9 protein-coding genes are annotated in these 15,027 nt (G+C 68.2%); 2 read left to right on the top strand and 7 right to left on the bottom strand.

From position 1 onward, the window contains the following. Nucleotides 1-3: 3 nt before the first annotated feature. Nucleotides 4-4,386 carry a cellulose biosynthesis protein BcsC gene (locus tag AC07Z7_RS13125; protein ID WP_494766475.1) on the top strand — a complete coding sequence of 1,461 codons (4,383 nt, stop codon included), beginning with the start codon at nucleotides 4-6 and terminating at the stop codon, nucleotides 4,384-4,386. A gap of 160 nt (nucleotides 4,387-4,546) precedes the next feature. Here the strand turns inward: AC07Z7_RS13125 and AC07Z7_RS13120 are convergent, their stop codons facing one another. From AC07Z7_RS13120 to AC07Z7_RS13090, 7 genes are all read right to left on the bottom strand, one after another. Further along, nucleotides 4,547-6,121, bottom strand: a complete 1,575-nt coding sequence (locus tag AC07Z7_RS13120; protein WP_494766474.1) for a hypothetical protein — start codon at nucleotides 6,119-6,121, stop codon at nucleotides 4,547-4,549. A 455-nt stretch (nucleotides 6,122-6,576) separates the two neighbouring features. After that, the gene (locus AC07Z7_RS13115) at nucleotides 6,577-7,290 is read right to left on the bottom strand and encodes a Bax inhibitor-1/YccA family protein (protein ID WP_094289703.1); all 714 of its coding nucleotides are present in this window, start codon (nucleotides 7,288-7,290) and stop codon (nucleotides 6,577-6,579) included. 96 nt (nucleotides 7,291-7,386) lie between these two features. Beyond that, entirely contained in the window at nucleotides 7,387-7,962 is a 576-nt protein-coding gene (locus AC07Z7_RS13110) for a hypothetical protein (RefSeq protein ID WP_494766473.1), read from the bottom strand. A 339-nt stretch (nucleotides 7,963-8,301) separates the two neighbouring features. Beyond that, nucleotides 8,302-8,859 (bottom strand): single-stranded DNA-binding protein, encoded by a 558-nt coding sequence (gene ssb / locus AC07Z7_RS13105; RefSeq protein WP_494766472.1) that lies wholly within the window; start codon nucleotides 8,857-8,859, stop codon nucleotides 8,302-8,304. A gap of 126 nt (nucleotides 8,860-8,985) precedes the next feature. Then, nucleotides 8,986-10,164, bottom strand: coding sequence for an MFS transporter (locus AC07Z7_RS13100; RefSeq protein WP_494766471.1), 1,179 nt, complete (start codon nucleotides 10,162-10,164; stop codon nucleotides 8,986-8,988). A 127-nt stretch (nucleotides 10,165-10,291) separates the two neighbouring features. Then, nucleotides 10,292-10,681 carry a hypothetical protein gene (locus AC07Z7_RS13095; RefSeq protein WP_494766470.1) on the bottom strand — a complete coding sequence of 130 codons (390 nt, stop codon included), beginning with the start codon at nucleotides 10,679-10,681 and terminating at the stop codon, nucleotides 10,292-10,294. A 133-nt stretch (nucleotides 10,682-10,814) separates the two neighbouring features. After that, nucleotides 10,815-11,882 carry a helix-turn-helix domain-containing protein gene (locus AC07Z7_RS13090; protein ID WP_494766469.1) on the bottom strand — a complete coding sequence of 356 codons (1,068 nt, stop codon included), beginning with the start codon at nucleotides 11,880-11,882 and terminating at the stop codon, nucleotides 10,815-10,817. Between the two features lie 48 nt (nucleotides 11,883-11,930). On the opposite strand from AC07Z7_RS13090, the gene uvrA reads away from it, so the two are divergent. Beyond that, nucleotides 11,931-15,020 (top strand): excinuclease ABC subunit UvrA, encoded by a 3,090-nt coding sequence (gene uvrA / locus AC07Z7_RS13085; protein WP_494766468.1) that lies wholly within the window; start codon nucleotides 11,931-11,933, stop codon nucleotides 15,018-15,020. Nucleotides 15,021-15,027 lie beyond the last annotated feature (7 nt).

Genomic DNA, 15,027 nt, shown 5'->3' with positions numbered 1-15,027 from the left:
GGCATGTCCTCCAAACGTCGTCGTCACCACCACACACTCGCCATGGGCCTGCTGGCCTCGCTGATGGCACCCACTGCCGCCTGGGCTCAAACTGGGGCCGAGCAGACCTTGCTGGACCAGGGGCAGTATTGGCAGGAACGCGGTGATACCGAACGCGCTGGTGAAGCCTGGCAGAAGCTGCTGCGCCTGAACCCGCAGAACGCCCAGGCGCTGTATGGCATGGCGCTGGTCGAACTGAACGCACAGCGCCCCGAAGGCGCGCAGCGCTACCTGACGCAGCTGCAGGCGGCGCACCCGCGCAGCCCGCTGGTGAGCCGTTTGCAGGAATCCATCCGCACCGGGCGCAGCGCACCCCAGATCGAGACCGCACGCCAGCAGGCCCGCAGCGGCCAGGCCAGCCAGGCGCTGAGCACCTACCAGGCCGCGCTGGGCGAGCGCCCCCCCACCGGGCCGCTGGCGCTGGAGTACTACCAGACCCTGGGCGCTACGGCCGGAGGCTGGGACGAAGCCCGCCGGGGCCTCAGCCGCCTGGCGCAGGAATCCCCCGAAGACCCGCAGATCGCGCTGGCCCTGGCCCAGCACCTGACCTACCGCGAATCCACCCGCCGCGATGGCATCGCGCAGCTGGCACGCCTGGCGGGCCGCCCCGATGTGGGCAAGGCTGCCACCGAGAGCTGGCGCAAGGCGCTGGCCTGGACGGGCAACCGCTCGGCCGACATCCCGCTGTACCAGGAGTTCCTGCGCGCAAACCCCGGCGACTCCGCCGTGCAGACACGCCTGGCCCAGGCCCAGAACCTGCAAAAGCAGAGCCAGGTGGCCAGCCGCCCTGTGGCGACAGACCCGCTGCGCCTGCGCACCACGGCCGGGTTCCAGGCGCTGGAGGATGGCGAGCTGGACGCGGCAGAAGCTGCGTTCCTGCAGGTGCTCGAAACGCGCCCCAGCGACGGCGATGCCCTGGGTGGCCTGGGCATCCTGCGGCTGCGCCAGGAGCGGTTTGCCGATGCCCGGGGGCTGCTGGAGCGCGCCTCGCGCGCCGGCTCGGCCGCGCGCTGGAAGCAGGCGCTGGACAGTGCCACCTACTGGAGCCTGGTCGAACAGGCCACCAGCGAGCGCGAGCGGGGCGACACCGCTGCCGCACGCCGCACGCTGGAACAGGCCGTGCGCCTCAACCCCGCAGAAGTGACGGCCGAGACCGACCTGGCCGACCTGCTGGTGGAAGCTGGTCAGTACGACGCAGCCGAGGCGGCTTATCGCCGGGTGCTGGCGCGGCAGGCCGACAACCCTGATGCCGTGCGGGGCCTGGTGGGCGTGCTCGCCCAGAACAACAAGGCCGTCGAGGCGCTGGCTCTGGTCGAGAAGCTCTCGCCCTCGCAGCAGGAAAAGGTGGGAGCCCTGGGGCGTCTGCGCGCTGCGCAGGCCCTGGGCCAGGCCCGGGCCGCCACGGAGCGTGGTGACCTCGCGGCCGCGCGCGCGGCGCTGGAAGACGCGCTGCTGAATGACCCGGCCAGCCCTTGGGTGCGCCTGGACCTCGCCCGCCTGTACCTGCGGCTGGGCGCCGTGGCCGAGGCCCGGGGCGTGATGGACGGCTTGCTGCTCTCCAACCCCAACATGCCCGAGGCGCTCTATGCCAGCGCGCTGCTGGCGTCCGAAGCCAGCGACTGGCCGGGCGCCCTGGCGCTGCTCGACCGCATTCCTGAAAAACACCGCACCCGCGACATCGCCGCACTGCAAAAGCGCGTCTGGGTCCATGTGCAGGCGGCTGCCGCATCGGCGCTGGCGGCCGAGGGCCGGCAGTCCGAAGCCCTGGCCACCCTGGCCCAGGCCGAATCGTTTGCCACGCAGGACACCGAACTGCTGGGCGCACTGGCCCTGGCCTACGCCGATGCGGGTGAGCCGCAGCGTGCGCTGGGCATGGTGCGCCAGGTGCTGGCGCGCACGCCCCGGCCCGATGTGGGGCTGCGGCTGCAGTACGCGGCCACGCTGCTCAAGACGCAGCAGGACGTGGAGCTGTCAGGCATCCTGCGCCAGCTGCAGAACGCCCCCATGAGCGAGCGCGAGCGCCGCAGTTTCGCCGACATCCGCCGCGCCTACATCGTGCGCCAGGCCGATGGCCTGCGCGAGGCGGGCGACCTGGTGGCCGCCTACGACACCATCGCCCCGCTGCTGGCCGAGCAACCGGACGACCCCCTGGCCATGGCGGCCCTGGCCCGCATGTATGCGGCCAACAACGACTACGCACCTGCCCAGGCGCTGTACGCGCGGCTGCTGGAACGCTCGCCCACCGACGTGCCCCTGCTGCTGCAGACCGCAGCCATGGCCACCGGTGCGAAGGACTACGCCTATGCCGAGTCGCTGCTGTCCGTGGCGCTGGCACGCGCACCGCGCGACCCCGAGGTGCTGACGGCGGCTGGGCGCCTGTACCGTGCGCAGGGCAAGAACACCAAGGCCACCGAATTCTTCACCGCCGCCGTGGCCGCTGAAAACGCCCAGCGCGACGCCGTGCTGGCCGCCAGCGGCGTGGCAGCAGGGCCCGGGCGCTCGGGCAACCCCTTTGCCCAACGTGCCGGGCTGCAGCCACAGCGTGTGGGTGGCGGGCTGACCGTACCGGGCGCTGCCGCCGTGGCGCGCTCCCCGGTGGGCTACACGCCCATGCAGTACGCGCCACAACCCGTGGCACGCAGCAATGCAACGGCGGGGCTCTACATCCCCGATCCGGCCGGGGCCAGCCGGTTTGCTCCCGCTCCGCAGATGGCGGTCGCGCCGCCCCTGACCCCGGCCAACTATTACCCGGAAGTGGCCAGCGAGGCCCCCGCCGCCGAGAAGGCGGCTTCATCTTCGTCCGCGGAAGCGCGGCGCAGTAGCACGGCAGCGACGCCTACGGTTACCCGCGCGGCCGTGGCCCCGACGCGGCGGCAAGCACCTGTGTCATCGGCCTCCTCAGCGACCGCCACGGGCGGCACCGGGGCGGCCATCGTGCCTGCCTATGCGCCTGTGCATACCCCCGGTGCAGTGCCAGCGCAGCAGAATGCCGCTGCAGGCTACATTCCTCCCGCGCAAGGCTATGCGGGCTACCCGGGCATGCAGCCCTCTGCACAACTGCAGATGCAGCGGGCGCCTGCGACGGCCCAGCCGTCCGTGTGGTCCAGCGCAGGCACAGTGAATGCCGTGCCGGACCCCGCGCGCCCGCGTACCGCGCGCGATGAGCTGCGCGAGGTGCAGCAAAGCCAGATCAGCAGCTTCTCCGTGGGGGCTACGGCCCGCGCCCGGCAGGGCGAGGCGGGTATGAGCCAGCTTTCCGAGATCGAAGCGCCGGTACAGCTCAAGATGAGCGTGGGCGATGGACACCTCATCCTGGGTGTGACGCCGACGGGCGCGAGCGCCGGCTCGCCGGGCTCGCCGTACGGGACGATCAGTCGATTCGGGGGCGGGCCAGTCACGGCCCTGGACATGCCCGAGCGCGCTCCAGGCTCTCAGAGCGACAGTGGGATTGGGCTGAGCGTGGGTTATGAATCCGGAAACTTCAAGGCTGACATCGGTACCACGCCGCTGGGCTTTGGCCAGGCGGACGTGACAGGTGGCGTGCGCTATCGCATGCCCATCAACAACGAGTTGACCATGGCCGTGGATCTGTCCCGACGCCCTGTGACCGACAGCCTGCTGTCCTTCGCTGGCGCCCGCGATGCTCGCACCGGCGACCGCTGGGGCGGCGTGTCTGCCACCGGTGGCCGTGTGGACCTGACCTGGGACGACGGCGAACTGGGCGTGTACGGATACGGCTCGTTGCACGGGCTGACTGGTACCCGCGTGCGCAGCAACGCACGCGTAGAAGCCGGCGGTGGCATGTACTGGCACGTGCATCGCACGCCCAACGCAGATCTGACCGCTGGCCTGAGTTTCACGGGGCTGTCGTACCAGCGCAATCTGCGTTACTTCACGGTGGGCCATGGCGGGTACTTCAGTCCGCAACAGTTCCTCTCATTCGGTATCCCCATCGAGTGGGCCCAGCGCAATGGTCGCCTGTCCTACCAGCTCAAGGGTTCAGTAGGCGTGCAGTATTTCAAGGAGGACGCAGCCCCCTACTTCCCCAACAGCCCCTCGCGCCAAGCTGCAGCGGTTGCGGCGGCCAGCGATGCGCTGGCGTTCGGTGAAACCGGCGCCACCGCCATCTACCCTGGCCAGTCCCGCACGGGCCTGGGCTACAACCTGGGGGCTGCCATGGAGTACCAGATGCACCCGCAGGTGTTCCTGGGGGGGCACCTGGCGCTCAACAACGCACGCAACTACCGCGAGTTCGCCGGTGGCCTGTATGTGCGCTATGCCTTCCAGCCCTACAACGGCCTACAGGCTTTCCCGGTGAATCCGCTACGCTCTCCATACGCGAACTGAGCACTAGACGCTGCCCGGGCCGGTCCTGGTGGTGGCCTGTCGGCTGTGCGGACAGATAGGCGCATTGCAAAGCCCCTCAGTGCCAGAGGTATCGGGGGGCTTTTTTTGGTGCTGTGTGCGGCGCAGTGGCCTGGGGCAAGATGTCTCAGCGTCTCCTCCTTCAGCGTGTACCGATGAAGATCGTCTGGAAGCGCTGGCCCGTCAAGGTGCGCGCAGCGGTGAGCACGCGCAGGCCCGTCACAACCTGGCCCGCAGCGTCGAAGCGGGCGGATGCGACACCCGACTGGTTGGGCGAGCTGTTGAACGCGCAGCCGCCACCGGTATAGGCCAGGTTCTGCACGCGGTAGAGGTTGTTGCCGCCGCCTTCGTACGGAACGACCATGCCGGTGAGTGCGCAGCCGCTGCTGGTGGTGCCCTTGATCTCACCCAGCGCGTTGAGCGTGAGGGTCATGCTCGTGCCGCCAAAGCCGATGGATGGGCTGCCGTAGGTGCCTGCCAGGCGTGCGACCGACGAGGACAGCAGCGCGTTGTACGGGAAGGTGGTGTCGGGCACCATCGAGAACGATGTCGCGGCGCTGCCCTGGGTGGGGTTGGCGTAGGTGCCGGCGAAGCTCACGCCAGTGCGCGCGTCACCGCTGAGCACCATCGACTCGGTGTACTGCGTTGCCAGCGGGTTCTGGTGGTTGAAGTAGGCTCCGTCGTTCGAGCTGACGAGACTGCTGCCGGCGGCCACCAGCAGCGTGCCGTACAGGGCGTCGTAGCCAGCGCCGATGGGGCGGTAGAAGAAGTAGCCGCCGTCGGGCAGCACGGCGGCAGACACCGACGTCGCACCCGCACCGCTGACCGTCCCGGTCCAGTTGCCTGCCGCGCTCTGGGCCGTGGGAGCGGGCGTCGGGTTGTTCGGGCCGTCAGCCTTGCCTTCCAGCACGAATGTGTTTGCCGGGCCGGTGGCGTTGCGGGTCATCATCCAGATGCCGCTGCGCTCTGTGGCACTCACGTCGAACTTGAGAACTGCCACGCCCGACTGCGTGGTGCCGGCGCCGGCGCACAGCGTTTCGTTGCCCGAGAGATTCATAGACACGCCGTACACGGCAGAGTCGCTGGCACGCGGAATCACTGTGCCGGTGACCGCGCAGGCGCCGACTGACCCGGTGAGCGCGCCTTGTGCGGTGATGGACAACACCCAGCTGCCCCCGAACACGCCGCCGCCTCGGTAGGTGCCTTCCATGAGTGACAGCCGCGCGGGGTGGTTGTTCAGATCGCTGTAGTTGAGCTTGAAGGTGGTCGTAGACCCGGTGGCTGCAGCCGTCGCGACGGGGTCGCTGTAGTTGCCGCTGATGGCATTGGTGCGTCCCGTGGTTGTGCTGGCCGATGCAGTGCCCCGCAGGGTCACGTTGGTTGCGAATTTGCCGTCCCGCACTGAGAAGTAGGTAACCCCAGTGGCCAGCACCGTGGTGAGGTCCACGTTCAGTCGCCCATAGAGCCCGTCGTATCCCGCAGAACTGGCTGCCTCACGGGCCAGGTAGAACTCGCCACCTGTTCCCTGCGGGCCTGGGTCGATGTAGCCGAACACTTGGCGCTGCAGGGCGCCTGTGCCCACCGTGCCCGACCAGACACCGCCCGGGTACTGCTGTACGCCGGGTGCCGGACCCACGTCCCCGCCATCGGAGGAGCCGCCACCGCAGCTGGCGAGCAAGGCTGCACAGGTCAAGGAAAGCCAGGAGTTTTTGCGCATAGTGGAAAGAACGAAGAAACTGGGAATAACAGGAGTTCGGGAATGGCGCCCTGAAGTGTGGGCGGGCAGGATGCTCGCCGCGCGAGCGCGGCCCGCACGGCTGGCCGCTGAGGAACGCGCCATTCAACCAGAGAGACCACCCGGCCCATGCACGAGTGCATGCACCAAGCCGCTGTATCTAATTGTGCCAGCTATGGGTCGGGAGGCCTTTGGAAAACGCTTCCAGGCATTGCGCGCACGCCTGTTGCGCCTGCTTTGACATACCCGCACCAACACTCCGGGACGGTGCGCCGAAAAGCTATGCAAGTAATGGCTACAAATAGATACACATCCAGCGACGCTGAGCACTTTGGCATGGGCATTGCGGCATGCCAAAGAAAAAGGCCGGACACTTTGCATGTGTCCGGCCTCATGGGGTCTGCAGGCTGCACTACCAAGGGCAGCAGCCTGTCAGATCAATCGTCGTTGGTCGCTAGGCTGATCAGGATGCGCAGCACATACCAGAGCATCAGCGCAATCGAGGCAAACAGGTGCAGCGCGGCACCGGCGGGGCGGTCGGCAGGGTAGTCGTGGATGATGCGCGAGGTGTCGTACAGCACGCAGGCGCCTGCAAACAGTACCATGATCCCCGAGAACCAGATGCCCAGCTTGAAGCCGAAGATGGCGCCCGCAATGATGGTGCCCAGCGCCACCAGGCCACCCACCTTCAGGATGCCGCCCAAAAAGGAAAAGTCCGTCTTGGTGCTGAACGCCGTCCAGGTGAGCGCGCCCACCAGCAGCAGCGTGATGAAGCCCGCCGCACCAATGGCGCCGGGCGCCACCAGCTGGGCGATGCCGAACATGGGCGCGAAGATCAGGCCCTCGGCCAGCACGTAGATGCCCAGGCCCATGAGCTGGGTCTGCGGGTTCTCGGCGTTGTCCGCCAGGTGGGAGGCCAACCAGCCCACCAGCATGAAAGCGCCCATCACGCCCAGCCAGATGAACTTGTTGCCGCTGGCCATCAGCATCTTGGCCGTGGTGTTCGAAAAGCCGCTGGCCATCAGCACGGCCGACAGCACGACAAAAGCCAGCATGGCCACGCCCAGGTGCTTGTAGGTCGAGACGATGAAGTCGCGGCGCTCCATGGGCGCGCCGGACGGGGTCTGCGGTGAAAGTGCATTGGGGTTCATGGTGATGTCCTCCTTTGGATCTGCGTGTGCAAAAAACTCAGGAGGAGCGCCACGTGGGCGCCCCTCCCTCCCTCTCTTTGTTATGGGGTGTGGCCGTCAGGCGGCGGCCAGTTGCTGGGCCTCGTCGGCGGCGCGCAGCTTGCGGTTGGACCAGACACCGGCGGCACCTACCAGCGTCAGCAGGATCGCCAGGACCCAGGTGCCCGCGCCGCTGAAGGACTTGGCCGACGATGTGGCTTCCGCTTGCAGGCGCTGCTTGGTGGTGTCGTAGCTGATCACGGGTGTGCCAGCTGCCGAGATTTCGTAGACCAGGTCGTGGTCGCTGCTGTCCACCAGGGCGGTGACCTTTTCATCGATCAGATTGCCCACCAGCTGCTGTGGCGTGCTGTAGTCGATGCGCAGCTTGCGCACCTCGGCACCGGCGGTGTCGGGCTGCACGCTGATTTCGTAGTACTTCTTGGTGGCGCGGCGCTTGCGCTTGACGGTGACTTCTGCGGCTTGTGTCACGGTGCCCGACACGGTCTGCAGGCTTTCGCGCGCCACATAGGCGTGGTCCCCCTCGGCCTTCCAGCCGCTGTACACCGACAGCCCGATCAGGCCGGGCCCGGCCAGCAGCAGCAGCCAGGCATAGCCGGTGATGAAAATCAGAATCTTGCGGACGAATCCAGGCATGGCAACCCTCTCTCTTCAGTTGGAATATTGATTTTTGGTAACTGCTTGCCGCCGGGCTTTGCGCCTCTTTGCGAGCAAGGCCGCGATGATCTGCGAAATTTCCGTATCGGATGTAAGAAGTTGTTGATCCGTGGCGGCGCTGTCGCACTGGACAAAACGGAGAAGCGGCGCGCCTGCGCCCCGTTGTAAAAGCACGCGGGCGGTGCATGGAGCACGCTGTTTTTCCGTGCCATGCGAAGTGATTCTTGTTGCGAGTTGCTACGTTTTGAAGTGCAGCGCCCAAAGAAAAAGGCCCACACCTTGCGGGTGTGGGCCTGGGAATCGACGCGTTGCCGGGGATCAGAACGGAATGTCGTCGTCCATGTCGTCAAAGCCGGACGCTGCGCGCGGGGCCTGCGCCACCGGTGCGGGGGCGGGGCGTGGCGCGGGCGCTGCCATGGGTCGGGGTGCGGGGGTCGCACGGCGCGGGGCCTGGTCGTAGCCACCCTGGTCGCCACCGTAGCCATCGTCGTAGCCGCCGCCCTGCTGGCCACCGCCACCCTGGCCACCACCGCCCATGCCCTGGCGGCTGCCCAGCATCTGCATCTGGTCGGCGCGGATCTCGGTGCTGTACTTTTCCACGCCGTTCTGGTCGGTCCACTTGCGTGTGCGCAGGCTGCCTTCCACATAGACCTGAGAACCCTTGCGCAGGTACTGACCGGCGATTTCGGCCAGGCGGCCATTGAAGACCACGCGGTGCCACTCGGTGGCTTCTTTCATTTCGCCGGTCTGCTTGTCTTTCCACTTGTCGGTGGTGGCAATCGTCACGTTGGCCACCTGGTCGCCACTGGGAAAAGTGCGCATTTCAGGGTCGCGGCCCAGGTTGCCGACGATGATGACTTTGTTTACGGATGCCATGGTGCTGTCTTTGCCTTAAAAGGAGAAAAGCGCCGGATTTGGAGAGGGATTCCGGGCGCCAAACGCGCCATTGTGCCGCAACCGAGGGGGAAAGGGGCACGCGCTGGCCGGGCGTGGGCGCCGGTGTCAGTGCCCGCCGCGCCCCACCGGGCGCAGCGGCCAGGTCAGCACCAGCCACAGGGCCGTGAGGGCGGCGGTGGCGGCAAACAGCCCCGGGGCCCCGGCCCATTTCACCAAGGCGCCGCCCAGCGCGCCCCCCGCGAACAGGCCCAGGGACTGCAGGGTGTTGTAGGTGCCCAGCGCCGCGCCGCGCAGCTGCTGCGGCGCCATGCGCGACACCAGGCTAGGCTGGCTGGCCTCCAGCGCATTGAAGCCACAGAAGAAAAGGAACAGCAGCGGCCCCAGAACCCACAGCGTGGCCGGCACCCCGCTGGCCGCGAGCAGCCCCAGACCCGCCTGCACCACCAGCACCAGGGCAATCGCCCCGAGCAGCGCAGCGCGCAGGCGCCCCGCGCGCTCCAGTGCAAACAGGCCGCCCATGGCCCCAAACGACAGCACCACTGCAGGCAGATAGACCTGCCAGTGCTGGTCCTTGGCCAGGCCCGCCTGCACCAGCAGCGCGGGCACGGCGACCCACATGGACAGCTGCACGGTGTGCAGCACAAACACGCCCAGGTTCAGGCGCAGCAGGTCGGGCTGGGTCCACACCTCGGCCAGCCGCCCCCGGGGGGCGTTCTGGTGCTGGGCGGGTTCGGGGGGCACCCACCACACCACCACCGCCACACCGGCCAGCGCCAGCGCGCAGGTCAGCCCAAACAGCCCGGCCAGTCCGACCTGGGCCGTGAGCACGGGGGCCAGCACCAGCGCCACGGCAAACATCAGGCCGATGCTGCCGCCCACCAGCGCCATGGCCTTGGTGCGCACGGCATCGCGGGTCTGGTCGGCCAGCAGGGCGGTTACGGCAGCCGACACCGCCCCTGCCCCCTGCAGCGCCCGCCCCACCAGCAGCCCGGTGAGCGAATCGGCCAGCGCGGCCAGCAGGCTGCCCGCCGCAAACACCAGCAGGCCCAGCACGATCACCCGCTTGCGGCCGAAACGGTCCGACGCGATGCCCAGTGGCAGTTGCAGCACTGCCTGCGTGAGGCCGTAGATGCCCATGGCCAGGCCCACCAGCGCCGGGTCGTCACCCCCAGGGTACTTGCGGGCTTCGAGCGCAAACACGGGCAGCACCAGGAACAGGCCCAGCATGCGCAGCGCAAAAATGAGGGCCAGGCTGACGCTGGAGCGGCGCTCCAGCGCGGTCATGGGGGTGGCAGGTGCAGAGGGCTGCGGGGCAGCTGCGGCTGGCAGGGAGGAAGAATCCGGCACGGTGTGCGCTAAGGCCCAAAAAAGCAAAAGCGGGATTTTCGCCCATTGGCCCCCGGGCTGCCTGTCAGAGCCGATCTGAGGGCTCCGGGCTTTCAGGTTTTGTCCCGCCTTGGGAGCGATCCATCCACAACACCCAGGCAGTAAGGACGGCCAGCAGCCCCAGCGCCCATGGGTTGTCGAAGGGGGTGGGAATGTGGGAGCCATCGTGGGATGTGGGGGCGCCGCTGGCATGGGGCCCCTGCGCCGGGGTGGGGCGGGGCTCCGGGGCCGCTTGCCCCCCCGGGGAGGCCAGCAGGGCCACGGTGGTGTTTTCAGGGGGTGGTGGTGGGGCTTCGGCCCGGGCCCCCGCCGACAGGGCCACGCCCAACGCCACCGCCGCAGCCCAGGCCTGGCGGGAGGTCGCGGTGTGGCGCGTGAGGCGTTTGCGGCGTGGCAGTGTAATGGCGGGGGGCATGGAGGCAGGTCAGCGGAGCAGGGCTGGGCCCATGCTAGGGGCGCCCCCCGGCGGTGGCTTGCCTCTGTGTTTGCGTTTTGTTGACCTTGTGTCCCACGCGCCTCCCCCGCCTCGGTGGGCGCGCAAAGGGAAATCAGCCGACCGTGGCGCCCGCCCCCTGCAGGCCGCGCACCCAGGCGGCGTATTCGGCAGAGCTGCCCTGCGCCGTGGGCAGGTGTGGCCCCGCAGCACCCGCGCCACCGGGCGTCCGCACGTCCGAGGGCGCGATGCCAAACGCCGTGCGGAACGCCCGGCTGAAATGCGCATTGCTGGCAAAACCTACCCGGCTGGCCACCTCGGCCACGCGCAGGCGGTGGTTGGCCGGGTTGGCCAGTGCCTGGTAGGCCGCCAGCAGGCGGCGCTGCTGCACGTGGTGGGCCACGCCGCCCAGAGGCTCAAACAGCCGGTACAGCGCACTGCGTGAGAGGCCAAAGGTGCGGCACAGGGCGTCGGCGCTCAGGTCGGCCCCCAGGTGGCGGTGGATGTGCTGCTGGATGCGCTGCAGCGTCACGCCCTCGATGGCACCCCGGGCGCCCTGCAGTGTGCGGGCGCTGGGCAACACGCAGGCCGCCAGCATCTGCACGCTGGCGCGTGCCACGGCGGGGGCGTCGTCCAGCGCAACACCGGGCAGGCGGCGCTGCAGCGACAGCAGGTGGTCACTCAGCAGGCCACCCAGTGCGGAGCCACCGCGCAGCACCGTGCCGTGCAGGTCCGAGTCACGCACCCCCAGGGCCTCGTGGAGCAGCTCGCGCGGCACGATCAGGGTCATCACATGCGAGGCGCGCGCAAAGGTGCGCAGGGTGCGGCCCAGGTCCAGGATGGCGATGTCGCCAGGGCGCACCTCGATGTCGGTGTCCCCGTCGCGCTGGCCCACAAAGCCGCCGGTGCGGTACCACTGCACCAGGTAATGGTCGAGCCCGTCGCGCACCACCCGGGGTTGGGCACGCAGGAACTGCTGCTCGGCAAAGTGCAGGTCGCCCACCAGCAAATGCCCCAGGTGGGTGGCATGCACGGTGGCCTGGAACGCCGCAATGCTTTGGGGCACGAGCGGCGCCACGTCAAACACCACCGAGATGCTCTGGCGCCACGCTTCAAAGCGCGCCTCCCCGGCCTGCTGGTCGGTGGTGAACAGGGTGGATGGCAGGGGCTGCGGGGTGGTCATGGCGCGCCCATTATGTGGGGACTGCGCACAAAGGGCGGGTGACCTATCATGGTGGGTTTTCCTGCACCGAGCCCGCCCGTGACCCCTCCCCCCGTTGCCGACGACCGATCCGCCGATGGTGTGTACCTCGCCCGTGCCCTGCGCGAGCAGCGCATCAGCATCCGGGGGGCGCGCACCCATAACCTCAAGAACATCGACCTGGACATCCCGCGCAACCAGCTGGTGGTGATCACTGGGCTGTCGGGCTCAGGCAAGTCGAGCCTGGCGTTCGACACGCTGTATGCCGAGGGCCAGCGGCGGTATGTGGAGAGCCTGTCAGCCTACGCACGGCAGTTCCTGGGGCGGCTGGACAAGCCCGATGTGGACCTGATCGAGGGCCTGTCGCCCGCCATCAGCATCGAGCAGAAGGCGACCAGCCACAACCCGCGCTCCACCGTGGGCACGGTGACCGAGATCCACGACTACCTGCGCCTGCTCTACGCCCGCGCGGGCACACCGTTCTGCCCGGACCATGGCCTGCCACTGGCGGCGCAGACGGTGAGCCAGATGGTGGACGCGGTGCTGGCGCTGCCCGAAGACACCAAGCTCATGATCCTCGCCCCCGTGGCGCGCGAGAAGAAGGGCGAGTTCACCGAGCTGTTTGCGCAGATGCAGGCGCTGGGCTACATCCGCTTTCGCGTGGACGGGCAGATCTACGAACACGAGAGCCTGCCCGCACTCAAGAAGACCGAGAAGCACGACATCGACGTGGTGATCGACCGCGTGAAGGTGCGCGCCGACCTGCAGCAGCGCCTGGCCGAGAGCATCGAGGCCGCCCTGCGCGTGGGCGGCCACGACGGCAACGGCCGCGTGCTCGCGCTGGAGATGGACACGGGGCAGGAGCACCTGTTCAGCAGCAAGTTCGCGTGCCCGGTGTGCAGCTACTCGCTGGCCGAGCTGGAGCCGCGCCTGTTCTCCTTCAACTCGCCCATGGGTGCGTGCCCGGCGTGTGACGGCATTGGCCAGCGCGAGGTGTTTGATGCGGCGCGTGTGGTGGCCTTCCCCACGCTCAGCCTGGCCAGTGGTGCCATCAAGGGCTGGGACCGGCGCAACGGCTACTACTTTGCGATGCTGGAGAGCCTGGCGCGGCACTACGGCTTTGATGTGGAGGCGCCCTTTGAGACGCTGCCGACCACCGTGCAGCATGCGGTGCTGCACGGCTCGGGCGAGGACGAGATCGCGTTCAGCTACATCCTGGACAGCGGCGCCAACAAGGGCAAGGTCTACACCAAGAAGCACCCGTTCGAAGGCATCCTGCCCAACATGGCGCGGCGCTACCGCGAGACCGACTCGGTGGTGGTGCGCGAAGACCTGGCCCGCTACCGCAGCACCCAGCCCTGCCCCGAATGCCATGGCGTGCGCCTGCGCCGCGAGGCCCGCCACGTGAAGGTGGGCGAAGGCCCACAGGCCCGCGCCATCTACGAAGTGAGCCACGCCACGCTGAGCGACGCCCATGCCTGGTTCAAGGCCCTGCAGCTCACCGGCGCCAAGGCCGAGATCGCCGACAAGGTAGTGCGCGAGATCGCCACGCGCCTGCAGTTCTTGAACGACGTGGGCCTGAGCTACCTGAGTCTGGACCGGAGCGCCGAAACACTCTCGGGCGGCGAGGCGCAGCGCATTCGCCTGGCATCGCAGATCGGCTCGGGCCTGACGGGCGTGATGTATGTGCTGGACGAGCCCAGCATTGGCCTGCACCAGCGCGACAACGACCGGCTGATCGCCACGCTGCAGCACCTGCGCGACATCGGCAACAGCGTGATCGTGGTGGAGCACGACGAGGACATGATGCGCGCCGCCGACCATGTGATCGATATGGGTCCCGGTGCGGGCGTGCACGGCGGGCGCGTGATGGCGCAGGGCACCTACGACGAGGTGCGCGCCAATGCGCAGTCGCTCACGGGCCAGTACCTGTCGGGCACGCGCACGATTGCCGTACCAAAGCGCCGCACGCCCTGGCTGCCGGTGCTGGACCAGCCCGCACCTGTGGTCGAGGCCAAAGCCAAGTCGCGCTTTCCGCAGACCGAGGCCAGCAAGCGCCGCGCCGAACGCATGGCCGAACACCACGCCCGCCAGGGCGCCGTGCAGGCGCTGCGCGTGGTGGGCGCCACGGGCAACAACCTCAAGGGCGTGACGGTGGACTTCCCCGTGGGGCTGCTCACCTGCGTGACGGGGGTGTCAGGCTCAGGCAAGAGCACGCTGGTGAACGACACGCTGTATGCCGCCGTGGCGCGGCAGGTCCACCGCGCGCACGAAGAGCCTGCCGCGCACGAAGAGATCGTGGGCATCGAGTATTTCGACAAGGTCATCAATGTGGACCAGAGCCCCATTGGCCGCACGCCGCGCAGCAACCCGGCCACCTACACCGGTCTGTTCACCCCCATCCGCGAGCTGATGGCCGAGACCAACACCGCCAAGGAGCGTGGCTACGGCCCCGGGCGCTTCAGCTTCAACGTGTCGCAGTCTTCGGGCGGTGGCCGCTGCGAGGCCTGCCAGGGCGACGGCGTGGTGAAGGTGGAGATGCACTTTTTGCCCGACGTGTACGTGCCCTGCGACATCTGCCACGGCCAGCGCTACAACCGCGAGACGCTCGAAGTGTTGTGGAAGGGCAAGAACATCGCCCAAATTTTGGAGCTGACGGTGGAAGACGCTGCGGCCTTCTTCAAGGACGTACCCACCATCGCCCGCAAGCTGCAGACGCTGCTGGATGTGGGCCTGTCGTACATCCGCCTGGGCCAGGCGGCGACCACGCTCTCGGGCGGCGAGGCGCAGCGCGTGAAGCTGGCGCAGGAGCTGAGCAAGCGCGACACGGGCCGCACGCTCTACATCCTGGACGAACCCACCACCGGCCTGCACTTTGCCGACATCGACCTGCTGCTGAAGGTGCTGCACCAGCTGCGTGATGCGGGCAACACCATCGTCATCATCGAGCACAACCTCGACGTGATCAAAACCGCCGACTGGCTCATCGACATGGGGCCCGAGGGCGGTGCGGGCGGTGGCACGGTGGTGGGTGTGGGCACACCCGAGGAGCTGGCGGTCAACCCGGCCAGCCACACAGGGCGGTATCTGGCGCCCTACCTGCAGTCAAAAATGAAGTAAAAAAGGC

The sequence above is a fragment of the Acidovorax sp. GW101-11A03 genome, assembly GCF_059424825.1.
Note: the sequence above shows the minus strand (reverse complement) of the source record. Positions and strands in the feature narration are given on the sequence as shown.